This is a genomic window from Ruegeria sp. BHSA163 (assembly GCF_059613365.1).
Window position 1 is genome coordinate 68,685 of record NZ_JBXWSJ010000007.1, and the last position, 23,806, is coordinate 92,490.

The window sequence follows — 23,806 nt, forward strand, 5'->3', positions numbered from 1 at the left end:
TTGCGCAAGACTAATCCACAGGAGGGCCACATGGCCGAGATCAAAGATCCCGAAAACACAATCATCATTGAGCTCAAAGATGGAAACGTTGTCATTGAGCTGCTGCCAGACGTGGCCCCGTTGCATAGCGAGCGGATGAAAGATCTGGCGCGTGGTGGTGAATACGACAATGTGGCCTTTCACAGGGTGATCGACGGTTTCATGGCGCAAACGGGCGATGTTCAGCATGGCGATATGGAAGATGGTTTCAATCTGCGGATGGCCGGTACCGGAGGTTCGTCATTGCCGAATGTCCCGGCTGAATTTTCTAAATTGCCCCATGATCGCGGTACTCTTGGTGCCGCGCGGTCAGCCAACCCTGACTCTGCGAATTCGCAGTTCTTTATCAACTTCAAAGACAACCATTTTCTAAACGGTCAGTACACCGTCTATGGGCGTGTTATCGATGGTATGGAGCATGTGGACGCGATCGTCCGGGGTGAGCCCCCTGCGAGCCCGGACCGTATGATCAGTGTGAAGGTGGCAGCCGATGCGTAAACTTGTTGCGGCATTCACCCTGTTGGCCAGCCCCGCCTTTGCAACCGGGCTTGAGATCGAAATTGAGGGGGAGGGCGCCAACGGCACAGTGGTCATAGACCTGTTCGAAGATCTTGCGCCCAAACATGTTGAACAGATCACGGCGCTTGCCGCTGCAGGGCAGTATGACGGAGTGGTTTTCCACCGAGTGATCGATGGCTTCATGGCCCAAACCGGCGATGTCGAGCACGGCCGCATAGGAAGCGATCTGCGGCGTGCGGGTACGGGCGGTTCGGACCGTCCTGATCTACCGGCTGAATTTTCGGACTTTAACTATGATCGTGGTGTAGTGGGAATGGCGCGGGCACAAGATCCCAACAGTGCCAATTCACAATTCTTCATAATGTTCGAACCTGGCCCATTTCTGAATGGCCAATACACAGTAATCGGTCAGGTCACAGACGGCATGGATGTTGTCGACGCTATTAAGAGAGGCGATGGTCCCAACGGCGCTGTCATAGGCCAGCCCGACGCAATGAAAAAGGTTACCGTAACCGAATAATATTGAGCCCGGCGCCTTAACAGGCGCCGGAGCTGTTTTTTGCTCAATCCTCTGGTGACATAACTTTCCAAATAAGTGCGCCCAATGCGCCACCTATGAGTGGTGCGACCCAGAAAAGCCACAGCTGAGCCAAAGCGGGACCGTCGGCAAACAATGCAACGCCTGTCGAACGGGCGGGATTGACCGACGTGTTTGTGACCGGGATCGAAATCAGGTGGATCAGTGTAAGCGCAAGACCGATTGCGATTGGGGCAAAGCCTGCAGGCGCTCCCTTTGAAGTCACTCCCAGAATGATCAAAATGAAAAACGCGGTCAGCACAACTTCGATCACAAGGGCAGACATCATCGAATAGCCCTCTGGCGAGGCATCGCCGTAACCGTTCGATGCAAACCCGCCAACCCCTTCAAAGCCCGGTGCGCCGCTTACAATCACGTAAAGGACAATAGCGGCGACAATCGCGCCAACAACCTGGGCGACCCAGTAGGGCAAAAGGTCTTTTGCCGGGAACCGTCCGCCAATCATCAGACCCAGGCTAACAGCCGGGTTGAAATGCCCGCCTGAGATGTGTCCTACAGTGTAGGCCATTGTTAAAACGGTCAGACCGAACGCGAAAGCAACGCCAAGCCAGCCGATGCCCACATCTGCAACGCCGGCCGCTAAAACCGCGCTGCCGCAACCGCCAAGAACCAGCCAGAATGTGCCGAAAAACTCGGCCATGAGTTTAGAAGACATGATTAACCCTCCGGAACAAATCGGCTTAAGTGTATATCAAAAAAACATTTTTTGTGGATTTCAGTCCATTTTTGACCACTTGTTGGGCGATTAGAGTCTTGCCTGTTGCTAATCGGTCAAGATATTCGGCCATAAAAAGTCTTGCGGGCGCTTTCGGATAGGGAAATGCCCGGTTCGGCGTTATATGCCAGCACGGCTAGAATTCGCGTTACATCGCCTTCGTTCGGGGCGACACGGTGCATTGAGTTTCGACCACGAAAGAAAACCAACGTTCCCGCCCGAGCATTCAGAGTTTCGACCGGTGTAATCCCATCCAATGCTTCAGCAACACCAGAATAGTTCATTTCGCCAGAGTCGGCGTCTCTGACGCCCTTGATGAACTCGAATTGGCCACCCTTTTCAGGTGCTTGAATCATCAGGGTAATGGCAAATGAAGAGTTGTCGAAATGCCATCCGAGTTCTTGACCTTTTTCGGCGAAATGCAGATTTATGGAAGACAGAGGGTCGGCGTATTCGAACAATGCGCCCTCTTCCAAAACGGCACACAGAAACTCTCGAAAAAGTTCTGCATTATAAAGCGTACGCAGCGCCGACCCTTGCGGAATCAGATCGTCGGTCAGACACCCCTTTGAGGACTGCACCAGTCGGTTTCGTGGATGTTCAGGTGGGAATTGTGGATCCTGTGGGCTTAAATACACTGTGTGTAGCTCAGTTTTTGCGTAAATAGCTTGAGAGTTAGTCAAACCTTCCGCGCAAATTGATTTAACGGCCTCGTCTTTTACAAAGCCAGGCATCTCCAACACCCCGTCCAGATCGAAGGTTCGCTTGCAGGCATTGCGAAAATTGCGGTCACCGATTGGGTAGGATTCAAGATCGATAATGTTATCCAAAATCATGAAAGGTCCCTGTCATCGCCAAAACGGTTCAATGCGATAATATTATCGCTGTTGGTAATAATGTGGAGCGCTTAATAAAGAACGCCGCGAGATTTCTCGCGGCGCTCAGCTCCCAACCACTTTGATCGGGGTTACTGTTTGACTTCTGCGGCAGGGTTAGCGCCAGATTTAGAACCGCGGCCAGGGTTCAAAGGATCGTCCTGACGCTGCACCGAACCTTCGAAATGCGCTCCGCTTTCAATGGCGATCGTCTTGTGGATGATGTCGCCCTCGACACGGGCTGTTGAAGTCAGGCGGACCTTAAGGCCGCGCACTCGACCAACGATTCGGCCGTTGATCACAACGTCGTCGGCTGTAACTTCGCCTTTGATGGTGGCGGTTTCGCCGATTGTCAGAAGATGGGCGCGAATATCGCCTTCGACGGTTCCTTCAACCTGAATATCACCCGAGGTTTTCATGTTACCTGTTATGTGAAGGTCGGAAGACAGAACAGATGCAGGAGGCTTAGGTTTAGGTGCCGTGTTGGTCTTGGACTCTGCAGGTGCAGGGGATGCCGATGTTGCCGGTGCGGCGGGTTTTGACGCCTCAGCTTCTTTGGATCCGGGCTCGTTAATTTTGCTCTTAGAAAACATTTCTCGCAGCCTTGATATAGGTCATAGGGTTCACGGGTTTTCCGTTTACGCGCACCTCATAGTGCAGATGCGTACCGGTCGACCGTCCGGTGCTACCCATATCAGCAATATGATCCCCGCGCGAGACCCTTTGACCGACCTTAACGCGGATCTTGGTGTTATGAGCGTAAAGTGTCTCAATACCGAAGGCGTGCTTGATCTTGACCAACCGGCCAAAACCGGACTGCCAGCCTGCGTGGGTCACAACGCCATCTGCGGTAGCAAATATGTCGGTGCCGTGAGAGCCCGCAAAGTCTGCACCGTTATGCATACGGCTGCCACCGGTTTTCGGGTCGCGGCGTTTGCCGAAACCACTGGTGTATCGCACTGCTGAATTAACCGGGCTGGCAAAAGGGGCCTTTTCGGCAGCAATTCGATACAGATTTATCTGATCCATTTGCTGCAGCAGTGCATTCGCGCGGATTTCGTCGGGGGTCAGTTCCTCACCGCGCGTGCTGAATGAAATTGGGGTAAGCGGCCCGCCCATGCCGCTGTATCCTCGTCGGACTTCTTCAATAATGCGATCTGTCGGCATTCCTGCCTGCCGGAACATCTTGTCCAGAGGTTCGACCGAGATCACCATCGCGTCTTCCAATTGCCGAAAAATCTCGTCGCTGCGTTCCTGCATCAGCCGGATTTCTAGCTCAAGTTCGTCCCGCTGATCCAGCGCACCCTGCGCATTCGCAGCGATCATATCGCGCTCTTGCGCAGTGCGGACCAGAGCGTCGGTCATAAACGCCATATGGGCAGGGTTCGACGACGCCTTAACATCCGACGTTCCGTTTTCCGAAGCCTGCTGCAATTCAGCCAACTCGCTGCGGGCTTCTTCTCGTTGCTTGATAGTCGTGCGCAGAGTTGTCTGAATGACTTCGATTCCAGTCTCCAGCTCGCGACGTCTGTTCTCGGACTCCAAAAGCTCCGATTGCATTGACGAGACTTGTTCCAATGCAGCGTTGAAACGTTCGTGTGCTGCCAGCGCTTCAGCCGCACGCGCATCGCGTTCGGCGGATAAAACATTCAGACGGTCCTGATAGGTTGCTTGATCCCGTTTCGCCTGTTCGCGGAAATTACCCGACCCGATGCTGTCCATAAGAAGGATCGCCGTTGCAACGGCAGTCCAACCGACCATGACTGCGACCCCAGCAAAGGCCGCAAGCTGTGTCTCCGAACTCAGTCGAATGAATCTGGTGTCGTTGTCGGATTTCAAAAAAACCCGGCGTTCCGGAAAGTACCGCTCGAAAAGTGCGTGAAATTTGATTGCCAGACGTGTTCGCACGCGTCGTACCTCAATTGTCCCCGTATGCAAGGCCGGTCGTGAGCGTCTCGCCGCCTCTTGGGCCGACTGCATAAAGGGACGAAACCCATAGGGCAACATTCTTGACTATATTCGCCGTAAAATTGCGGGATTACCGCTGGGTATCGGCGGGAAGTTGCCGAAACTGGCTGGTGTTACCGGTCCGACGCCGTTTTATTTGACGGCATTTCTTCCGTCAGTGGCCAGTAGAAATCTGGCGGCAGCCCTGCTTCTGCACGCTTTTCCTCGTTGAAAGGCGGTTTGAGCACGCCGTGGAAGTATTTGCGTACCAGCGCATGGAAAACGTCCTTCGGATCGACATTCTCGCGACCGCACAAGAAATGAAACCACTTGGAACCATAGGCCACATGCGCAACTTCTTCGGCATAAATGACCTCGAGCGCTGAAATAGCCTGTTCTGCTTTCGCATTGCGAAAAATGTCTATCATTCCCGGTGTTACGTCGAGACCGCGAGCCTCGAGAACCATTGGAACAACAGCCAGACGTCCCATCAGATCTTCGGCCGTATCTTCGGCGGCGCGCCACATTCCGGCATGGGCCGGTAATGCACCATAATGGCTACCCATTTCTTCAAGACAGTCGCAGACCATCTCGAAATGACGAGATTCTTCTTCAGCACATTTGACCCAGTCGTCGTAGAACCCAACCGGCATCGGAACATGACCGAAACGGGCAATGATGTCCCAATGCAGGTCTACTGCGTTCAATTCGATATGCGCGACTGCATGTAACAGCGCAATGCGGCCTTCCTCTGTGCCCGGTCGACGTTTGGGTACTTCCCGTGGCGAAAGAAGCTCGGGTTTATCGGGTCGGGCAGGCGACAAGGGCGGCGTCGCTGTCCCAACTATGATCTCAGGGGCCTCGCCTGTGCGCGAGGCGAACCACGTTGCGGCATGACTTTTAGACAGATCTGTTTTGGCGCGCCCATCAGCAGTTGTAAGGACTTCGGTCGCCATCTGGGTTAGTGTTTTAGACAAAGGATCGCTCCGCCTGAGTAATATTTCAGCGGGACATAATCTGAATGTTGTCGCGGGTCGAGGAGGATTATAATGAGCGGACGGCTTCCAGTACTTCCTCGACGTGACCGGGCACCTTAACCTTGCGCCATAATCGGGCGATGCGACCGTCTGCATCGATAAGAAATGTTGATCGCTCAATCCCCATCGATTTGCGCCCATACATGTTCTTTTCGACCCAGACTCCGTAGTCCTCGCAAACGGTTTGGCCTTCATCGGACAGTAGCGGTGTGGTTAGACCGTGTTTGGCGACGAACTTGTCGTGCTTGGCAACGCTGTCGCGAGAGATGCCGAAAACTTGAGCGCCGGCGTCGGCAAATGCCTGCAGTTGTTCTGAGAAACCGATGGATTCCTTGGTGCAGCCCGGCGTATCATCACGGGGGTAGAAAAATAAAACGACTGGATGGCCGCGGTGCTCTGCAAGGCTGACCTGGCCTCCCCCGTCTCGGGGCAGCGTGAAATCGGGTGCAATGTCTGAAACCTCGGGCATGTGCGATCTCCGGTTAATATTATTTTCGGTATCCCAATATCATAGGGCATGCCGGGCGGGTTAAAAGGTGTGGAAAGCAAATTGGTGCAATCAGAACGGCAAGTCGACAATGAAGTGGGTAAGAAACCACGTCGCCGCTCGCGCCGCCGTACTGCAGGGCTTTGGGCCATGCGGGGCGTATTTGTTCTGGTTCTGCTTGCCTTAGTAACCGCGTTCATGGTCGTCGGACAACGGGTGCATGCGCCGCTTTGGTTGCGCGACAGGGTGGAGACCCGGCTGGATGAAGCACTGGGCGGATTTCAAATACGCTTCGGCGACGTCAGCCTGATAATACATGAAGGTTGGCGACCACGTTTACGCCTGACAGATGTCCAGATAAGCGATGCTGCCGGCCAGCAAATCGCCGAAGTTTCAGATATGAGGGCCAGCCTTGCCATGCGCCCGTTGCTGCGTGGTCATGTGAGGCCAAAACGCATCATTTTGCAAGGCGCACAGATCGCCTTGTCGCGCGGCGTTGACGGAGCTTTGACAATGACAGTCGGAACCGACAGCGCACCGGTTGGCCGAGCGCCAAACATGGCCGAATTGATCGAGGCTTCGGACAGTATGTTTATGTCCCCAGCTTTGTCGGCGCTGACTTCGGTCGAACTGGATGCAATTACTCTGGATTACAGCGACCTCAGACAAGGTAGGTCTTGGATCCTGGACGGCGGTCGTATTCAGATGACCCGTAGTGCGCGCGAGGTCAGACTGGCCACCAGTTTTTCAGTGCTGGCAGGTCGAGATTACGTAAGCGAAATCGAGGCAAATTATACCAGTACGCTAGAAAGTGCCGAGGCTAGGTTTGGCATCACGATTACCGATCTTCCGGCCGAGGACATAAGCGGGCATAGCCCAGCACTGGCTTGGATGCAGGTTCTTAAATCTCCAATTTCTGGGGCCTTGCGTGGAAGCATTGATGCGGATGGCAATCTTGGTTCAGTCTTTGCCACACTTAATCTTGGTTCGGGCGCAGTGCAGCCAACGCCCGAGACGCGCCCAATAAATTTTGAATCAGCACGCACATATTTCACTTATGACCCTAAACGGCATGTGTTGGATTTTAATGAAGTTTCGATCAATTCAGCGTGGGGAAATGTTCAGGGCGATGGCAAAGCGTTCCTGCAAGGTGTCACTGCCGCCGGGTTGGAAAGCATGGACGGGCAGTTCCGGCTGAGCGGTATTCAAGTCAATCCCGCCGATTTGTTTCCTGAACCATTGACCTTCACGCATGCAGACGTGGACTTTCAGATGAAGCTGGCTCCGTTTAGGGTCAAGCTGGGACAAATGCGCGTTGAGGATGGCGATCATCGACTGCGGTTAAGCGGTGATATTGCTGGACTGCCCGATGGTTGGGTTGCGAATATCGACGGCCAGATCGATCAAATGCGGGTCGACCAAGTTCTTGGGTATTGGCCGCAAAAGTTGGCGCCAAAGCCGCGTAAATGGGTGGACGAAAATTTGTTTGAGGGCCAGATGTCTGATCTCGAATTTTCTCTGCGCGCGAAGCCAGATATACGACCCGACATTTTTGCAAGTTTCGACTTTGACAAAACGGAAGTTCGGTTTGCTAAAACGATGCCTCCGGTCAAGGATGCGCAGGGTCAGGTCAATTTTTTGAATGGACGTTTTACTGTAACTGCTCAACAAGGATTGGTGTTCGCCGACCAAGGCGGCGCTGTGGATGCGTCGGGTACGTCTTTCATAATCCCGGATGTAAGCATTAAGAAACGAACTCCCGGCATTGTCCGCTTGAAGGCGAACGGAAGCGTGACAGCCGCGCTTTCGCTGTTGGATAGGCCGCCTTTGCAGGTAATGACCAAGGCCAATCTTCCGGTTGACTTGGCTGAGGGCAGGGTGCGTCTGGAGGGCACGCTTTCGCTGCCTTTAATTAAGAACCTGAAACTTGAGGACACAGAATTTCACTACGCAGGTGATGTTTTCGATGTTCAAAGCGACAAGCTTGTTCCTGACGCAGTGGTAAAGGCTGCGCAGCTAGCTTTGACCGGAGATCAAACTCAGGTGTCGATTGGCGGGGATGGGTTTTATGGAGATGTCCCAGTGCAAGCCAAATGGACCCAACCGATCGGAGGTGGTGCACCGCTGCGAAGCCAGTTAACCGGTCAGATCGAGTTATCCGACCGATTGATGAAGCAGATCGGTGCCGGCTTGCCGCAAGGGATGTTGACTGGCAGCGGACAGGCGGATTTCGCTCTGGGAATTGGCGCTGGTGATCCGCCCAATCTGACAGCACAGTCTGATTTGTTAGGGGTCGGTCTTGCAATACCAGAATTAGGATGGCGGAAGTCCGAAAGCGGTGAAGGTACGATGTCGATTGAGGCGACATTGGGTGAACAACCAAACGTCCAATCACTGCGATTGAACGCTGCAGGTCTTCGCTCCAGCGCATCGATTTCATTTCGTGACGGAGATTTTGATCGTATCCGTTTCAGCTCGTTTGAATTGGGTGATTGGTTGGCGGTGCCTGCCGAATTGATCGGACGTGGGGCAAGGGTTCCGGACATTCGCGTGTTGGGCGGTGTGTTGAATTTGGGCAAATCCACATTTGGGTCCGGCAGCGGAGGTGGTTCGGGGCCCGGTCCAAATTTGGAGGTCGCGTTGGATCGGTTGCAGGTCACGCAATCAGTAGCTTTAACAGGTCTAAGAGGGAACTTCAGAACAACTGGCGGTCTAAACGGTGCATTTACTGCCGCAGTTAATGGAGGAGCAGCGGTCAGCGGGCAAGTTTCTCCACGTGATGGGCGGAGCGCAGTTAACCTGAGTTCAGATGATGCAGGCGCTGTATTGCGCTCGGCCGGTGTCATAACCCAAGCCCGCGGCGGATCATTGGCTTTGCAGTTGGATCCAGTGGCCGAAGCGGGGAATTACGATGTGACCCTTAGGATGGAAAATACGCGCATCAAGGATGCCCCAGCGATGGCGGCGTTGTTGAACGCCATAAGCTTGGTCGGTCTTGTGGATGAAATGGCAGGCCAAGGTATCTTTTTTTCTGCCATCGATAGCAAAATGCGGGTAACTCCAACCGAGATTAAGGTACTTAGCGGCAGCGCAGTTGGCCCTTCGATGGGTCTTTCCTTCGATGGGACAATCGACACAGTCGAAGGTCTGCTGGACCTGCACGGTGCAATATCGCCGATCTATCTGTTGAATGCTGTGGGAAGCGTTCTGACCCGCAAAGGAGAAGGCGTTTTTGCCTTCAATTATACTCTCAAGGGTCCACTGACCGGACCTGCTGTTTCCGTGAACCCATTATCTGGGCTGGCTCCGCTGTTTCTTCGAAATCTGATGCGCGCCCCTGCGCCAACTGTCTCTGATGGGCCGAATGCTACATTGAACAAATCGATTCAGGATCACCCGGCCTCGCATTCCAGAGGTGAGGACCGCTGAGTGTGAGTGGTGGAAGAATCTTTTTCGCCGATGTATGGCGCGGCTATGAAACTCAGCGATTTCGACTTTGACCTACCTGAAGAACTTATTGCGACGCGACCAGTAAACCCGCGGTCGTCTGCGCGGTTGTTGGTGGCACAGGGTGACTCCCTTACTGATCAGCATGTATTCGATCTTCCAAATTGGCTGCGCCCAGGTGATCGCCTGGTTCTGAATGATACAAAAGTAATTCCCGCGCGACTGAATGGGCGTCGCTATCGCGTCAGTCAGCAAGGTCCCGTATCCGCTCGAATTGAGGCCACTCTGCTAGACCCACAAGCCGATGGCAGTTGGTCTGCGCTGGTCAAACCGCTAAAGAAGGTAAAATTGGGCGAAGAGATTATATTTTCCGAAAGGCTGAGCGCCACGCTTCAACGGATTGAAGACGGTCAGGCTTTGCTGCGCTTTAACAAAACAGGTGAGGATTTCGATCAGGCGCTGGAAAGAGCGGGTGCAATGCCATTGCCGCCCTACATAGCAGCCAAACGGCCGGCGGACGAACAGGACAAAACGGATTATCAAACAATCTGGGCACGCCATTCGGGAGCGGTGGCGGCGCCGACTGCATCACTGCATTTTGACGAAGCCTTGTTGGGCGCGCTTTCTGCGCAAGGTGTATCTTTTTCCCATGTGACGTTGCACGTTGGCGCGGGCACCTTTCTGCCAGTAAAGGTTGAGGATGTGACCACCCATAAAATGCATGCGGAATGGGGTCAGGTCAGCGAAACGGCGGCAGCCGAGATTCGGGCGACAAAGGCTGAGGGTGGACGGGTCATTCCTGTGGGTACAACGGCGCTTCGGTTGATCGAAAGCGCGGCCAAAGGAGGAGAGGTTCAACCTTGGGAAGGCGAAACCGACATTTTCATCTATCCCGGCTTTGATTTTAAGGTGACCGACGGCCTTGTGACGAATTTTCACCTGCCTAAATCAACACTGCTCATGTTGGTATCCGCCTTGATCGGGCAGGATCGCGTCCGAGCGGTTTACAGGCATGCAGTTTCAAACAAGTACCGTTTCTTTTCCTATGGTGATGCGTCGCTTTTGATCCCGTGAAAGACGTGTTTTCAGGATCATTTCGAGACAATGTCGTAGACAAGCGCGACCAAGGCGATTTTTGATCGCATCTAGTGGCAAATCGAATGATGGCTCCAGGAGACCGGGATGCTTCAGGTAATTTCAAGCGCATGGGCGCTTTTGCTCGGTATGGGGTTGTTGATGGTCGGAAACGGCCTGCAGGGAACGCTGCTGGGTGTCCGTGGCGAAATTGAGTCGTTTTCCACATTTCAGATGTCGATTGTGATGTCAGCGTACTTTTTAGGGTTTCTGGGAGGTTCGAGGCTTGCACCAGAGATGATCCGAAGGGTTGGGCATGTCCGGGTGTTTGCAGCACTTGCTTCGTTTATCTCGGCTGTAATGATCATGTATCCTTTGCTTACAGACCCGATTGCTTGGGCTTTAGGACGGGTGGTAATCGGGTTTTGCTTCTCAGGAGTTTATGTAACGGCAGAAAGCTGGCTGAATAATGCTGCCAGCAATGAAAACAGAGGACAGGCATTATCCCTTTATATGATCGTTCAGATGACGGGGATCGTCAGCGCACAGGCCTTGATGCTTGTCGGTGATCCAGCTGGGTACGAAACCTTTGTGATTGCCTCGATCCTGGTCTCGATCTCGTTCGCACCAATTTTGCTGTCGATTTCTCCGACCCCGGCGTTTGATACCACCAAGCCCATGACCCTTCGGCAGCTTCTAGATACTTCGCCGCTGGGATGCGTCGGAATGTTCCTTTTGGGGGGAGTATTCAGTGCCCAGTTTGCGATGGCTGCGGTATACGGCGCACAGGCTGGTTTGTCACTTGCTGAAATTTCGACCTTCGTAGCTTCTTTCTACATTGGTGCGCTGGTACTGCAGTACCCGTTAGGCTGGGTTTCAGACCGGATGGATCGCCGCCTTTTAATCATGTTGGTTGCAGCGGTCGGCGCAGTTTCTGCAATGGTGGGCATGATTTTTGGCGTGACATTTCCCGTTCTGCTGATCTCCGCCTTTTGGATCGGTGGAATGTCGAACCCGCTTTATTCATTGTTCATCGCTTACACCAATGACTATCTGGAATATGACGATATGGCTGCTGCATCGGGTGGGCTGGTGTTCATTAACGGATTAGGCGCAATTGCTGGCCCGGTTATTACCGGTTGGTTGATGGGAAGTGCGATATTTGGGCCACAGGGCTTTTTCCTGTTTATTGCAGCTTTGATGTTCGTAATGGCGATTTACGCGGCCTACAGAATGACTCAGCGTGCTTACGTGCCGGTGGACGAAACCGGAGCAATTGCACCAGTTTACCCCACGGCGTCACCTGTCGCCATGGAGGTTGCGCAGGAGGTTGCTATCGAAGCCGCGCAGGATGAAATTGATGCGCAAGAAACTGCCTAAGCGCCGGATTTATGTCGCCAGTGTTGCAATATGTTACTGTAACAGTTCTGTAAAACGGCCTTATATGACCTTACGTCCCTGGGGAGGGCATAAACGGAGTTTTGGGCATGGTTGGTCCCGAAGAAGTACTGAGTTTTTGGTTAGACAAAGTTGGTCCTGACGGTTGGTATATTCAGGACGAGACATTAGACACCTCAATCAGGGAACGGTTTTTGCCAACATGGAAAGCAGCCTGCGAAGGTCGGTTTTCTATGTGGTTAACGTACCCCAGTGGGTCACTGGCTTACATCATTCTGATGGATCAGTTTCCGCGCAATATGTTCCGGGGCAGCAAACAGGCGTTTGCGACTGACCGCGCTGCTCTTTCTGCTGCGAAATGCGCCGTAGATAAGGGCTGGGACATGAAGATTGACGAACCTGCGCGGCAATTCTTTTATCTTCCGATGATGCATTCAGAAAATCTGTGCGATCAGGAACGATGTGTTCGCCTGATGTGCGAAAGAATGCCAGAGTTTGGCGCCAGCAATTTGCTGCATGCTAGGGCTCATCGCGAAGTGATCAGACAATTTGGCCGTTTCCCTTACCGCAACGAAGCGCTTGAGCGAGCTACTACCGAACATGAAGCCGCTTACGTCAACAGCGGCGGGTATGGATCGACGTTCCGAGATTTGCAGGCGGCTGGTTAAGACGGCGGCTCGCAACCCCGAATAGCCACAATCTGTTTGCCAACGGCTTCGGATGAAGTGGTAATTGCGTGGTTGATCAGGTCTTCGGGATTTTCGACAAGACCCGCTAGTCGGGTCTGTGTCTCTTCCAGTTTGGCTTCAATATTGCCAAGGCGATCCAATGCGCCGTTAAGTTTTGACCGTGTAACTGTATCCAGTACATTGCCCTCTTCGCGAAATGTCGCGAGATCGCTGCGCAGACCAGCCATCTCTCCTGCAATACCTTGCATCTCATCACGTAGCGGAGCGACCATCTTGAGATTCTCAGTGAAACCCGTACGAATATTTTCGACAGATTGTGCCAGCTTCCAACCTAAAAATAGGCACAACGCCAACAGGATAAGCGTTGCATTCAGTAGGGCGAGCAATAAATCCTTGAGCGTTTTTGCCATTACAATTCCCTCGACTATCAGTCAGTTCGGAAAACCCTAAGTGTTTTGCGTCTCAGTTCTAGCCTTAGCCGCACTAGGGGTATAGGCTGAATTCAGCGCAAATGCGCCTTTCTTATCCTGCGCCTCATATGTCGCGGAGACCATTATTGAAGCGTTGGAAAAAATAGTTTAACGGTAAACTAGTTTAAAACAGACCCGCGCCGAGAGGAACACATGGCAGCACAATCCTTTGATCTGATCGTAATAGGGGCAGGCCCCGGGGGCTATGTTGCCGCCATTCGTGCCGCACAACTGGGAATGAAGACAGCAGTTGTGGAACGTGAACACCTTGGTGGAATTTGTCTGAACTGGGGTTGTATTCCGACCAAGGCGCTGCTGCGCTCGTCAGAGGTGTTTCACCTTATGGAACGAGCCAAGGATTTCGGCTTGGCGGCAGACAAGATAAGCTACGATCTGGATGCAGTGGTCAAACGATCGCGTGGCGTGGCCAAACAACTAACAAGTGGCGTTGGGCATCTGCTGAAAAAGAACAAAGTCACCGTGGTCATGGGCGAGGCGACGATCCCCTCGAAGGGAAAAGTCAGTGTCAAAACAGACAAAGGCTCCGAAGAGTTGACTGCGAAAAACATTGTCTTGGCCACTGGCGCGCGGGCGCGTGAATTGCCGGGTCTCGAGGCGGATGGCGATCTCGTCTGGACCTACAAACACGCTTTGATGCCACCCCGGATGCCAAAGAAGCTACTGGTAATCGGCTCGGGTGCGATTGGCATAGAATTTGCAAGCTTTTACAACACTTTAGGATCTGACACTGCTGTCGTCGAAGTGATGGACCGCGTGCTGCCCGTAGAAGACGCTGAGATAAGCGCATTTGCCAAAAAAGCCTTTACGAAACAGGGCATGACCATAATGGAAAAGGCGATGGTCAAACAACTGGATCGCGGCAAAGGCAAAGTCACCGCTCATATCGAAGTCAACGGAAAAGTCGAAAAACACGATTTCGACACCGTTATTTCAGCGGTTGGAATTGTCGGTAATGTTGAAAACCTTGGGCTCGAGGCGCTGGGCGTCAAAATCGACCGCACCCATGTTGTTACGGATGAATTCTGTCGCACGGGTGTCGATGGACTGTATGCGATTGGTGACATAGCCGGTGCACCATGGTTGGCGCATAAAGCCAGCCACGAAGGGGTCATGGTGGCAGAATTGATCGCGGGCAAGCACGCACATCCGGTCAAACCAGAAAGCATCGCCGGCTGTACTTATTGCCAGCCGCAGGTGGCGTCTGTTGGTTACACTGAGGCGAAGGCCAAGGAATTGGGTCACGACGTTAAAGTTGGCAAGTTCCCTTTCATCGGAAATGGCAAGGCGATCGCATTGGGTGAGCCAGAGGGCTTAATCAAGACGGTTTTTGATGCCAAAACGGGTGAACTGCTGGGCGCCCACATGATCGGTGCCGAAGTCACCGAACTAATTCAGGGCTACGTTGTTGGTCGGCAGCTTGAAACTACTGAAGAAGACTTGATGAACACGGTCTTCCCGCACCCAACCTTGTCAGAGATGATGCATGAAAGCGTTCTCGACGCTTACGGGCGCGTAATTCATATGTGAAAATGGATTGGTAAATAAAAAGGGCACCGCCAAAAAAGCGGTGCCTTATTTAGCTCATTTGTTCAAAGCATCCAAAATGCGCGCCCAGGACCGAATTCCCTTGTGGAAGCTTTTCACGTCGTACTTCTCGTTTGGCGAGTGGATCGCGTCGTCATCATTAGCGTAACCGACCAACATAGAGTCCAAGCCAAGAACCGTATCAAAATAGCCGACTACAGGTATGGAACCGCCCATACCTGTAAAGACAGCTTCTCGATTCCATTCATCGGACAACGCACCGCGTGCAGCTTCGAATTCTGGTCGATCAAGGTTCATGACCGAGGCGGGCGAGCCTTCCAAATCGTTGTCCCAGACGACTTTCGCGTCGGTGGAAAGTCGCGCTTCCACGTGTTTGCGGATTTTGTCTCGTAAATCGTCAGGGTCCATTTCGCCTACTAGTCGGCAGGTTATCTTGCAATGCGCCTCGGATGGGATGACGGTCTTAGAGCCAGCGCCATTGTAACCGCCCCATAGGCCGTTTACTTCTAACGTTGGCCGTGCCCACTGTTGTTCGAGCGTTGAGTAACCTTTTTCGCCATGCGGCTGAGTATAACCCACCGAGTTCAGGTACTCAGCTTCGTCAAATCCGCAGTTTTCCCATTGACGTAACTGTTCTTCAGGCACTTCGTAAACGCCTTCATAGAACCCATCTACCGCCACTCGACCTGTCTCTTCGTCATAAAATGAGGCGACGATTTTTGACATTTCACGCAGCGGGTTCAGGCCAGGGCCGCCGTAATGACCTGAATGCAGATCGATACGGGGGCCGATGATCGTGAACTCGTCCTTTAGCATGCCGCGCAACTGCGAAGAGATTGATGGCACCCCGCGTGAAACCATTGATGTATCGCAGACCAGCGCCAGATCTGCCTTCAGCTCTTCCTTGTTGGCTTCGAGGAAAGGCACTAACGACGGGGACCCGGATTCCTCCTCGCCCTCGAAAAAGAAAGTGATGCGGCAGGGAAGAGTGCCATGAACCGCTTTCCAAGCGCGACAGGCCTCGACGAAAGTCATCAGTTGTCCTTTGTCGTCGGAAGAGCCGCGCCCGCGAATGACTTGTCCGTTTTCAGTTTCTTCCAAAGCTGGGTCAAAAGGTTCACGGTTCCAAAGCTCTAAAGGGTCCACCGGTTGAACGTCATAGTGGCCGTAAAACAAAAAATGGGGACCGATGCCATCCTCGCCGACATGACCGACGACCATTGGGTGGCCGGGCGTGGATCGTTTTTCGGCTTTAATCCCTATGCTTTTGAGGTCGGCAACCAACCAATCTGCCGCCTGGTCGACCTTTTCTTTGAAGGCCGGATCAGTGGAAATCGACGGGATGCGTAACAACTCCATCAGACGGTTGATTGAGGTGGACAGGTCAGAGTCGATCCTGCTGAGAACAGCGTCTAACGACATGGGTTTCTCCTGAAAGTCTTGAACTGGCGCGGAGCCTATCAGGGCAGACAGCGCCGTCCAGTGCGTATCGCCAAGAAATGGTGTATACTATCGGAAACGTTGAGACTGTGTTGCGATTGCCTGCGGCGTTTCCTCGCGTCTGATTGCCGTAACTATACTTGTCGAAAGGCTTTAACGAAGATAATTGATGCAAATCAATGATGCGACTCTGGATTTCTCGCTAGGCACGGTTATCAAAGGGATGCAGATCCGCACGCACGGCTTGCGCTGTTACCTGCGGCTAAAGAGTGGTCCGGTTATTACAAGAACGAAGCCGGGCGCAGAAGGAGAAACCGTTGGACTATAATGCTAAGCTCGACTCAGCAATTTCAAGGCTGCACGAGGAAGGTCGTTACCGGACCTTCATCGATATCGAACGCCGCAACGGTCATTTTCCGCACGCTGTACGTACTTGCCCAGATGGGTCGCAACAGAACATAACTGTCTGGTGTGGCAACGACTATCTGGGTATGGGCCAGCATCCAGTTGTCTTGAACGCAATGCACGAGGCGATTGATGCGGCCGGCGCCGGTTCGGGCGGCACTCGCAATATTTCGGGCACCACTGTTTATCACAAACGCCTCGAAGCCGAGTTGGCTGATCTGCACGGCAAAGAGGCCGCTTTGCTGTTTACCAGTGCTTACATCGCTAACGATGCGACGCTTTCGACGTTGCCCAAGTTGTTTCCGGGTCTGATCATTTACTCCGATGCATTGAACCACGCTTCTATGATCGAAGGAGTGCGCCGCAACGGCGGTGCCAAAAGAATTTTTCGACACAACGACGTTGCCCATCTTCGAGAGTTGCTTCAGGCCGACGATCCCTCTGCGCCCAAGTTGATCGCGTTCGAATCTGTTTATTCGATGGATGGTGATTTCGGTCCTATTGAGGAAATTTGCGATCTGGCAGATGAGTTTGGTGCACTGACCTATATCGACGAGGTTCACGCAGTTGGCATGTATGGCCCCCGAGGCGGCGGTGTAACCGAGCGAGATCGTCTGGCGCATCGTATCGATATTATTAATGGGACGCTCGCAAAGGCATATGGCGTTATGGGCGGCTATATAGCAGCCAGCGCCAAAATGTGTGACGCAGTAAGGTCATATGCGCCAGGCTTCATATTTACGACCTCGCTACCGCCTGCTGTCGCAGCCGGCGCAGCAGCATCTGTTGCATATCTCAAGGGTGCAACTGAGTTGCGGGAACAGCATCAAACGCAAGCCAAGGTCCTCAAATTGCGGCTCAAGGGCATGGGTTTGCCGCTAATTGATCACGGCAGCCACATCGTTCCGGTTATCGTCGGCAACCCTGTTCATACAAAGAAGTTGAGCGATATGTTGCTGGACGATTACGGAATTTACGTTCAACCGATCAACTTCCCAACGGTACCTCGGGGAACTGAACGCTTGAGATTTACCCCTTCTCCCGTTCACGGACCGGGCGAAATGAACCGTCTGATCCAAGCGATTGACGAACTTTGGTCACATTGTGCGCTAAATCGCGCCGAACTTGCAGGTTAACCTAACGCCAAAGTGTGCAACGTGTATGTCGCGTGTTAAGCTTGCGCTAATAAAATTGGTGGACGAATCGTTTTGGGGATGATTCGCCATTGGCGTGTATCGCGCAAAAAGGCAGAATGGGGCAGCAGGAATGATTGGGCGCAGATCACAGCGCGATTCCGACGAAGAAACCGACGTCAGACCAAAGGGTTTTGACGATTACGAGTTGCGTCTTGGCGATGTCATGCGTGGTGAGCGTGCCACGATGGGCAAATCTCTTCTCGATGTTCAGCGAGAGTTGCGGATCAAGGCCAACTACATTGCTGCCATTGAAAACGCTGACCCCGACGCATTTGACACGCCTGGCTTTATCGCGGGATACGTGCGTTCCTATGCGCGCTACCTGGGCATGAATCCTGACGAATCCTTTGCTACGTTCTGCGCGGAAAGTGGTTTCGAAGTAGCCCATGGCATGTCGGCCGAGGCATCTGTTGTCCGCAAGCCGACCGGCGAACTTCCATCGCGCGGGCCGAAAGCTCGCGATCCATTTGTTTCGCCGAACACGCCATATCTTCCAGGTAGGGAGTCCTTCGTCAGTCAGATCGAGCCTCGTGCGATAGGATCTTCGCTTGTTCTTTTGGCGGTTATTGGCGGTATTGGCTATGGCGGATGGTCCGTTCTGAACCGTATTCAGCAGGTTCAGGTCAGTCCGGTAGAACAGGCACCGGTTGTCCTGACGGATTTGGACCCGTTGGACGCTGCAAGTATTCAAGTTGACGATACTGAGATTGCCAGCGTTGACGCGCCAAATGCTCAGGCGCTGGATCGTTTGTATCGACCGCAGGCCCTTGATGTTCCAGTTTTGGTTGCCCGAGACGCGCCGATTTCGACATTGGATCCACGCACCGTTGGCACTTTCCGTCCGCCGGAACCTCCTCAGGTTGAGGTTGCCGAGTTTCACACCGTTGAGCGCCCTGCATTGCCCCAAGTGGTCGAGCAACTGGACACAACTTTGAAAATTGTCGCTGTCAATCCTTCCTGGATGCGGGTTACGGCCTCGGACGGCAGTGTCATATTTGAGGGCACGTTGGGCACTGTAGAGCAGGGCAGCACCTTCGAAGTGCCTCTGACAGAAGAGCCGCCCCAATTGCGTGCTGGAGCCTCGGGTTCTGTCTATTTCGCGATGAATGGCGAGCATTTTGGCCCCGTTGGTGCGCCGGGAACAGTAACCAAGGGGGTTATCCTGTCCAAGGATGCTGTGGCAGAGCGGTTCGAAGTTGCTGACCTTGAAGCGGATCAAAACAGTGCGCTCAAGCAGTTGGTGGCCGAACTTAATACTCAGGTAGTAGAAGAACCTGCAGAGTAATACCGGCATTGCGATACTTGGCGGGCCGAACTATCTAAAGCGCAACGCAGGTAACGCCGGAACAGCCCATATGTCCCTCAATCACGTGCGCCCGTGGCGCGACATTTATCGCCGCAAGTCCCGTCAGATTATGGTTGGCGATGTACCCGTCGGCGGTGATGCTCCGATCGCGGTGCAAACTATGACGAACACGCTTACAACCGATGTGGCCGCAACCGTGGCGCAGGTACAGGCTGCGGCAGAAGCAGGTGCAGATATCGTCAGGGTCTCTGTCCCGGACGAAGCGTCTTCAAAGGCACTTAATGAAATCGTTCGGGAAAGCCCGGTTCCGATCGTTGCGGATATTCACTTCCACTACCGGCGCGGTATAGAGGCGGCTGAAGCCGGTGCCGCCTGTCTTCGCATCAATCCCGGAAATATTGGTGACGAAAAGCGTGTGAAAGAAGTTATCAAGGCCGCGCGTGACCACAATTGTTCAATACGTATCGGCGTCAACGCGGGCAGTCTGGAAAAACACCTACTTGAGAAATACGGTGAGCCATGCCCCGAGGCGATGGTCGAAAGCGGGCTGGAACATATCAGGATTCTTGAGGACAATGACTTCCATGAATTCAAGATCAGCGTAAAAGCCAGCGATGTTTTTCTGTCAGCCGCCGCTTATCAGGGTATTGCCGAGGCTACCGACGCTCCCATCCATCTGGGCATAACCGAGGCAGGCGGACTGGTATCCGGCACCATCAAGTCGGCAATTGGTTTGGGTAATCTGCTTTGGATGGGCATTGGTGATACGATCCGCGTAAGCCTGTCCGCCGATCCCGTAGAAGAAGTTAAGGTCGGTTTTGAGATACTGAAGTCGCTCGGTCTACGTCACCGCGGTGTCAATATCATCTCGTGCCCATCCTGCGCGCGTCAGGGATTTGACGTGATAAAAACTGTCGAAGTGCTTGAGCACCGATTGGAGCATATCAAGACTCCCATGAGCCTTTCGATCATCGGTTGCGTTGTGAACGGCCCGGGCGAGGCATTGATGACAGATGTCGGTTTTACCGGCGGCGGAGCGGGGTCGGGAATGGTTTATTTGGCAGGCAAGGCTAGCCACAAAATGTCGAATGAAAAGATGATTGATCACATCGTGGAAGAGGTCGAGAAAAAGGCAGCAGAGCTTGATGCAGTTCAGGCGGCGGCTGAGTAATTCACCAACAGCGTTCTGGCACTACTTATGACGCGCATTGAACGCCACCGCCTAGAAGCCTAAATCTGGTCTCTGACGAATGAAAAGGGATTGCTTTAGCTTTTGTCCGCCCTTACGCCATCCGCGATCTGCTGCATCTGATCCGCTGGCAGGAAGCCCCGCAGCATTTCGGTTCCCAAAACAAATGAGGGCGTGCCAGAGATATTCATCTTCCTGGCAAGCTCGCGCGTCTGATTGATCTCAGCAGTGACGTCGTCGCTGTCCATGGCCACGATAATCGCATCGCTGTCCAACCCTAAACCGTCCGAGATACGGCGCAAGGTAACTTCGTTGGGTTCGCCGCTGAACTCCAACAGGGCGTCGTGTACTTGTTTATACGCGTCGTCTCCGGCAACCTGTTTCGTCGCTACAGCAAAGCGGGATGACATAATTGATGCTTCACCCAGAATGGGCAGCTCTTTTATCACAAGGCGAATGTTGCCGTCAGATTCTAACAGACTGGCCACTTCGGGCACCGCGCGGCGGCAATAGCCGCAACGATAGTCCATAAATTCGACCAGAGTTATGTCACCATCAGGATTGCCGCCCACCCAGCTATAACCGTCGTTGAACAGTTCTTCTTGGTTGGCAGCCACGAGCTGTTTATCGGCCTCGGCTTCGGCTACGGCGTTGCGCTGTTCCAGTATGTTTATTGCCTCGATAATCACTTCAGGGTTTTCGAGGAGGTATTCCCGAACCTGCGCGCCAAATTCAGCCTTCTCGTCGTCGCTGAGTGCGCTGAGGTCGAGCGCGAGCACAGGACCGGTAATCAAGGAAAGCCCCAGAAGGGCGGGTGCAACATGTCTGAGGATCATTTCCTTCTCCTTTTGTTTTTCTCAGCGCGTTCCGAAGCAATCAGCACGTCCTGCGCCCTTTGCCAACCCGGAGATCCTTCGGGCAACTGCGCAACGGCACGTTTCGCATGAATGCCAGCGTCTGCCAGACGGCCCTGCAATGCGTATTTTTCCGCCGTAACGGCCGAAGCCATACCTTTGTTTCCTAGCTGCGCGTAAGCGACGCCCAAATCCTGCATTAGTCTTAAGTTTCGGTAGTCCCTGGTGCGTGCTTTCTCAAGTGCTTTTAAAGCCTCTTTCGTCTGGTCGTCGGCCAGCAAGGCGCGCCCATAGCCCGCAAGTATCAACGCGTCATGCGGCGCCATTTCTACAGCGGCGCCATATGCTTCAATAGCGTCTTTTACCTGCCTGTTTTCCAATAAAATTTGCCCTTTCAGTTCATAATAAAATGGATCGTCTGGGCGAAGTTGCAGGGCAGCGTTGATGGCCTTGCGGGCTTGGCTTAAATTGCGGTTTTGATGATAGGCTGACGCCTCACGCATAAGCCTTATGTCCTGGTGGTTTTCTTCGGCCGCTCGACGCAGGGTCCAACCGGGCGCTCGTAAAAAAGCAGACAACTTTCCCTTGATGCGGGCGAACCAGTAATCCGCATTTGCGCTGCGCGTGGCTTGATCGCCGAACTCTTCCAAAAAAGCTTCTGCCGCGCGGAGTCTTTCGCGGCTAGTCGGGTGCGAACGCATATAAGGGTCCTGATTATACGTAGTCAGCAATTCCTGACCGGCGAATTTTCTGTGCAAGTTGACCATACCGCTTGGTGAAATTCCGGCCCAACGCAGATAGCTGGCGGCACTGCGGTCTGCTGCTGCCTCTTCGGCGCGGGTGTGCCCAAGAAAACTGCGTAAAGCCGACGAAGACGTCCCCACTGCAATGCCCGCTGCAGCTTCACCGCCGCCAGCGAGGGCGGTAATCAGGGCGAGCGCTGTACCGAACTGCGCATTCCGTTGAGCTGCTCGCAGGTTTTCTGCGCGCCTTGCCAGATGACCGTTGGCGATATGGGCAGCTTCGTGTGCGATCACTGCCTGCAACATCTCTGGACTTTCGCTTGAAAGGACCAGGCCATAGTTCAGGTAGATTGCGTTATAGTCGATGACAAATGCATTGAAGGTCGAGTCGTTGACCACAAAAATCCGCACTCTGTTTGTGTTTAGGCCAGCCGCCCGCAAAAGAGGAAATGCCAGTTCCCTCAACCCATGTTCGATATCCGGGTCACGGATCAGACTTTGAGCACTGGCCTGAGCAAGACTTGATATCCATGTCGCTGCCACCAACAACAGGGTCGGGATTGACGCCAGCCTGGATAAGCGTTCAAAAGCCATGTCTGCAACATGGGAGATGGGCATGAGAAACTCAACCCGGTCCAGGGTCGATCCCTTTATCGTGATGGATGTGATGGAAGCGGCGCGCCGAGCGGAAGAAGCAGGGCGTCACATCATCCACATGGAAGTTGGCCAGCCAGGAACGGGTGCACCCAAAGGTGCTGTTGATGCTTTGGCAAAAGAAATGTCCCAAGGTCCATTGGGTTATACGGTTGCCTTGGGTTTACCAGCCCTGAGAAAGCGGATCGCACAGTTGTATGGCGATTGGTACAACGTGGACTTGAACCCGGAAAGAGTTGTTGTAACCCCCGGATCGTCGGGCGCATTCCTACTAACGTTTACTGCCTTGTTCGACAGCGGTGATCGCGTCGGAATTGGTGCGCCGGGATATCCATCGTATCGTCAGATTCTCAAGGCTTTGGGGCTGGTGCCCGTCGATTTGCAAACCGCTCCGGAAAATCGGTTGCAACCGGTTCCAGGGGATTTTTTGGATAAGGATTTACAAGGGCTAATGGTCGCTTCGCCTGCGAATCCGACTGGAACGATGCTAAATCACGGTTCAATGGGCGCATTGATCGAAGCTGCGCATAGTCAGGGCGCATCCTTTATCAGTGACGAAATTTACCACGGGTTAGAATATGAGGCCAAAGCCGTTACAGCGCTGGAGTTGACCGACGAGTGCTATGTTATCAACTCGTTTTCCAAGTACTTTTCGATGACTGGCTGGCGTGTTGGTTGGATGGTTGTCCCCGAAGATCAGGTGCGTGTCGTCGAACGCATTGCGCAGAACATGTTTATCTGCGCTCCTCATGCCAGCCAGGTGGCGGCACTGGCGGCGATGGAGTGTGACGATGAGTTGCAAGCCAATCTGGACGTTTACAGGGCAAATCGCGCGTTAATGCTCGAGGGGCTCCCAAAAGCGGGTTTTACTAATATCGCGCCGCCAGATGGGGCATTCTACGTTTATGCCGACGTTTCCGAGTTAACTGATGACAGTCTCGCATTTGCTGCTGAGATTCTGGATGAAGCTGGGGTCGCCGTGACGCCAGGGTTGGATTTCGATCCATTACGAGGTCATACAACGCTACGTTTTTCTTATGCTCGTTCATCTGCCGACATAGAAGAAGGGTTGAGTCGCCTGCGTGAATTCATGGCAAACCGAGGTGCAGGCTCAGCTGCGGGCTAGAGCGTTCACAAACTCCCTTCCGTGCTGTAGGG

Annotated in this window: 21 protein-coding genes; 11 read left to right on the plus strand and 10 right to left on the minus strand. The window is 53.4% G+C overall.

What is annotated here, in order from left to right:
• The first annotated feature begins 30 nt into the window (after window positions 1-30).
• Together AC2FNV_RS05495 and AC2FNV_RS05500 are read left to right on the plus strand one after the other, a co-directional pair.
• A complete protein-coding gene (locus AC2FNV_RS05495) occupies window positions 31-537 on the plus strand; it encodes a peptidylprolyl isomerase (RefSeq protein ID WP_170472694.1) in 507 nt (168 codons plus the stop codon).
• Window positions 530-1,078: a peptidylprolyl isomerase gene (locus tag AC2FNV_RS05500; protein ID WP_170605227.1), complete on the plus strand. Its 549-nt coding sequence runs from the start codon at window positions 530-532 to the stop codon at window positions 1,076-1,078. Before AC2FNV_RS05495 ends, AC2FNV_RS05500 begins: the two co-directional genes overlap by 8 nt.
• 43 nt (window positions 1,079-1,121) lie before the next feature.
• Here AC2FNV_RS05500 and aqpZ read toward each other — a convergent pair whose 3' ends face one another.
• The 6 genes from aqpZ to AC2FNV_RS05530 all read right to left on the minus strand — a co-directional run bounded on the left by aqpZ (window position 1,122) and on the right by AC2FNV_RS05530 (window position 6,199).
• Window positions 1,122-1,811 carry an aquaporin Z gene (gene aqpZ, locus AC2FNV_RS05505; RefSeq protein WP_170472689.1) on the minus strand — a complete coding sequence of 230 codons (690 nt, stop codon included), beginning with the start codon at window positions 1,809-1,811 and terminating at the stop codon, window positions 1,122-1,124.
• 116 nt (window positions 1,812-1,927) lie between these two features.
• A complete protein-coding gene (locus AC2FNV_RS05510; protein ID WP_170605229.1) occupies window positions 1,928-2,707 on the minus strand; it encodes a HalD/BesD family halogenase in 780 nt (259 codons plus the stop codon).
• A 131-nt stretch (window positions 2,708-2,838) separates the two neighbouring features.
• Window positions 2,839-3,339, minus strand: coding sequence for a bactofilin family protein (locus tag AC2FNV_RS05515; RefSeq protein WP_170605231.1), 501 nt, complete (start codon window positions 3,337-3,339; stop codon window positions 2,839-2,841).
• On the minus strand, window positions 3,329-4,654 hold the full coding sequence (locus AC2FNV_RS05520; protein WP_170605334.1) for a DUF5930 domain-containing protein: 1,326 nt from the start codon (window positions 4,652-4,654) through the stop codon (window positions 3,329-3,331). Before AC2FNV_RS05520 ends, AC2FNV_RS05515 begins: the two co-directional genes overlap by 11 nt.
• Before the next feature lie 173 nt (window positions 4,655-4,827).
• Window positions 4,828-5,670: a ferritin-like domain-containing protein gene (locus AC2FNV_RS05525; protein ID WP_437436501.1), complete on the minus strand. Its 843-nt coding sequence runs from the start codon at window positions 5,668-5,670 to the stop codon at window positions 4,828-4,830.
• A gap of 67 nt (window positions 5,671-5,737) precedes the next feature.
• The gene (locus tag AC2FNV_RS05530) at window positions 5,738-6,199 is read right to left on the minus strand and encodes a peroxiredoxin (RefSeq protein ID WP_170472678.1); all 462 of its coding nucleotides are present in this window, start codon (window positions 6,197-6,199) and stop codon (window positions 5,738-5,740) included.
• A gap of 69 nt (window positions 6,200-6,268) precedes the next feature.
• On the opposite strand from AC2FNV_RS05530, the gene AC2FNV_RS05535 reads away from it, so the two are divergent.
• From AC2FNV_RS05535 to AC2FNV_RS05550, 4 genes are all read left to right on the plus strand, one after another.
• The gene (locus AC2FNV_RS05535) at window positions 6,269-9,646 is read left to right on the plus strand and encodes a YhdP family protein (protein ID WP_496772638.1); all 3,378 of its coding nucleotides are present in this window, start codon (window positions 6,269-6,271) and stop codon (window positions 9,644-9,646) included.
• A gap of 45 nt (window positions 9,647-9,691) precedes the next feature.
• Entirely contained in the window at window positions 9,692-10,738 is a 1,047-nt protein-coding gene (gene queA, locus AC2FNV_RS05540; RefSeq protein ID WP_170610512.1) for a tRNA preQ1(34) S-adenosylmethionine ribosyltransferase-isomerase QueA, read from the plus strand.
• Between the two features lie 108 nt (window positions 10,739-10,846).
• Window positions 10,847-12,118, plus strand: a complete 1,272-nt coding sequence (locus tag AC2FNV_RS05545) for an MFS transporter (protein ID WP_170605238.1) — start codon at window positions 10,847-10,849, stop codon at window positions 12,116-12,118.
• Window positions 12,119-12,225: 107 nt separating this feature from the next.
• On the plus strand, window positions 12,226-12,804 hold the full coding sequence (locus tag AC2FNV_RS05550; RefSeq protein ID WP_496772639.1) for a DUF924 family protein: 579 nt from the start codon (window positions 12,226-12,228) through the stop codon (window positions 12,802-12,804).
• On the opposite strand, the gene AC2FNV_RS05555 is transcribed toward AC2FNV_RS05550, so the two are convergent.
• Window positions 12,801-13,235 carry a hypothetical protein gene (locus AC2FNV_RS05555; RefSeq protein WP_170605242.1) on the minus strand — a complete coding sequence of 145 codons (435 nt, stop codon included), beginning with the start codon at window positions 13,233-13,235 and terminating at the stop codon, window positions 12,801-12,803. The two genes, AC2FNV_RS05550 and AC2FNV_RS05555, sit on opposite strands and share 4 nt — an antisense overlap.
• A 213-nt stretch (window positions 13,236-13,448) precedes the next feature.
• Here AC2FNV_RS05555 and lpdA point away from each other — a divergent pair, with 213 nt between their 5' ends.
• Entirely contained in the window at window positions 13,449-14,843 is a 1,395-nt protein-coding gene (gene lpdA / locus AC2FNV_RS05560; RefSeq protein ID WP_170605244.1) for a dihydrolipoyl dehydrogenase, read from the plus strand.
• Window positions 14,844-14,897: 54 nt separating this feature from the next.
• Here the strand turns inward: lpdA and AC2FNV_RS05565 are convergent, their stop codons facing one another.
• A complete protein-coding gene (locus AC2FNV_RS05565) occupies window positions 14,898-16,283 on the minus strand; it encodes a dipeptidase (RefSeq protein WP_170605246.1) in 1,386 nt (461 codons plus the stop codon).
• 335 nt (window positions 16,284-16,618) lie between these two features.
• Here AC2FNV_RS05565 and hemA point away from each other — a divergent pair, with 335 nt between their 5' ends.
• From hemA to ispG, 3 genes are all read left to right on the plus strand, one after another.
• Window positions 16,619-17,842 (plus strand): 5-aminolevulinate synthase, encoded by a 1,224-nt coding sequence (gene hemA, locus AC2FNV_RS05570; protein ID WP_170605248.1) that lies wholly within the window; start codon window positions 16,619-16,621, stop codon window positions 17,840-17,842.
• Window positions 17,843-17,972: 130 nt separating this feature from the next.
• Window positions 17,973-19,187: a helix-turn-helix domain-containing protein gene (locus tag AC2FNV_RS05575; protein WP_170605336.1), complete on the plus strand. Its 1,215-nt coding sequence runs from the start codon at window positions 17,973-17,975 to the stop codon at window positions 19,185-19,187.
• Between the two features lie 70 nt (window positions 19,188-19,257).
• On the plus strand, window positions 19,258-20,379 hold the full coding sequence (gene ispG, locus AC2FNV_RS05580) for a flavodoxin-dependent (E)-4-hydroxy-3-methylbut-2-enyl-diphosphate synthase (protein ID WP_170605251.1): 1,122 nt from the start codon (window positions 19,258-19,260) through the stop codon (window positions 20,377-20,379).
• Between the two features lie 95 nt (window positions 20,380-20,474).
• Here the strand turns inward: ispG and AC2FNV_RS05585 are convergent, their stop codons facing one another.
• The gene (locus AC2FNV_RS05585; protein ID WP_170605253.1) at window positions 20,475-21,233 is read right to left on the minus strand and encodes a DsbA family protein; all 759 of its coding nucleotides are present in this window, start codon (window positions 21,231-21,233) and stop codon (window positions 20,475-20,477) included.
• Window positions 21,230-22,612 carry a M48 family metalloprotease gene (locus AC2FNV_RS05590; protein WP_170605255.1) on the minus strand — a complete coding sequence of 461 codons (1,383 nt, stop codon included), beginning with the start codon at window positions 22,610-22,612 and terminating at the stop codon, window positions 21,230-21,232. The genes AC2FNV_RS05585 and AC2FNV_RS05590 overlap by 4 nt, the downstream gene beginning before the upstream one ends.
• On the opposite strand from AC2FNV_RS05590, the gene AC2FNV_RS05595 reads away from it, so the two are divergent.
• A complete protein-coding gene (locus AC2FNV_RS05595) occupies window positions 22,611-23,774 on the plus strand; it encodes a pyridoxal phosphate-dependent aminotransferase (RefSeq protein ID WP_170605257.1) in 1,164 nt (387 codons plus the stop codon). The two genes, AC2FNV_RS05590 and AC2FNV_RS05595, sit on opposite strands and share 2 nt — an antisense overlap.
• Window positions 23,775-23,806 lie beyond the last annotated feature (32 nt).

Coding starts and splice junctions, on each gene's coding strand:
- AC2FNV_RS05495 (WP_170472694.1), top strand. CDS start 31: ATGGCCGAGATCAAAGATCCCGAAAACACAATCATCATTGAGCTCAAA.
- AC2FNV_RS05500 (WP_170605227.1), top strand. CDS start 530: ATGCGTAAACTTGTTGCGGCATTCACCCTGTTGGCCAGCCCCGCCTTT.
- aqpZ (WP_170472689.1), bottom strand. CDS start 1,811: ATGTCTTCTAAACTCATGGCCGAGTTTTTCGGCACATTCTGGCTGGTT.
- AC2FNV_RS05510 (WP_170605229.1), bottom strand. CDS start 2,707: ATGATTTTGGATAACATTATCGATCTTGAATCCTACCCAATCGGTGAC.
- AC2FNV_RS05515 (WP_170605231.1), bottom strand. CDS start 3,339: ATGTTTTCTAAGAGCAAAATTAACGAGCCCGGATCCAAAGAAGCTGAG.
- AC2FNV_RS05530 (WP_170472678.1), bottom strand. CDS start 6,199: ATGCCCGAGGTTTCAGACATTGCACCCGATTTCACGCTGCCCCGAGAC.
- queA (WP_170610512.1), top strand. CDS start 9,692: ATGAAACTCAGCGATTTCGACTTTGACCTACCTGAAGAACTTATTGCG.
- AC2FNV_RS05545 (WP_170605238.1), top strand. CDS start 10,847: ATGCTTCAGGTAATTTCAAGCGCATGGGCGCTTTTGCTCGGTATGGGG.
- AC2FNV_RS05550 (WP_496772639.1), top strand. CDS start 12,226: ATGGTTGGTCCCGAAGAAGTACTGAGTTTTTGGTTAGACAAAGTTGGT.
- AC2FNV_RS05555 (WP_170605242.1), bottom strand. CDS start 13,235: ATGGCAAAAACGCTCAAGGATTTATTGCTCGCCCTACTGAATGCAACG.
- lpdA (WP_170605244.1), top strand. CDS start 13,449: ATGGCAGCACAATCCTTTGATCTGATCGTAATAGGGGCAGGCCCCGGG.
- AC2FNV_RS05565 (WP_170605246.1), bottom strand. CDS start 16,283: ATGTCGTTAGACGCTGTTCTCAGCAGGATCGACTCTGACCTGTCCACC.
- AC2FNV_RS05575 (WP_170605336.1), top strand. CDS start 17,973: ATGATTGGGCGCAGATCACAGCGCGATTCCGACGAAGAAACCGACGTC.
- ispG (WP_170605251.1), top strand. CDS start 19,258: ATGTCCCTCAATCACGTGCGCCCGTGGCGCGACATTTATCGCCGCAAG.
- AC2FNV_RS05585 (WP_170605253.1), bottom strand. CDS start 21,233: ATGATCCTCAGACATGTTGCACCCGCCCTTCTGGGGCTTTCCTTGATT.
- AC2FNV_RS05595 (WP_170605257.1), top strand. CDS start 22,611: ATGAGAAACTCAACCCGGTCCAGGGTCGATCCCTTTATCGTGATGGAT.
- AC2FNV_RS05590 (WP_170605255.1), bottom strand. CDS start 22,612: ATGCCCATCTCCCATGTTGCAGACATGGCTTTTGAACGCTTATCCAGG.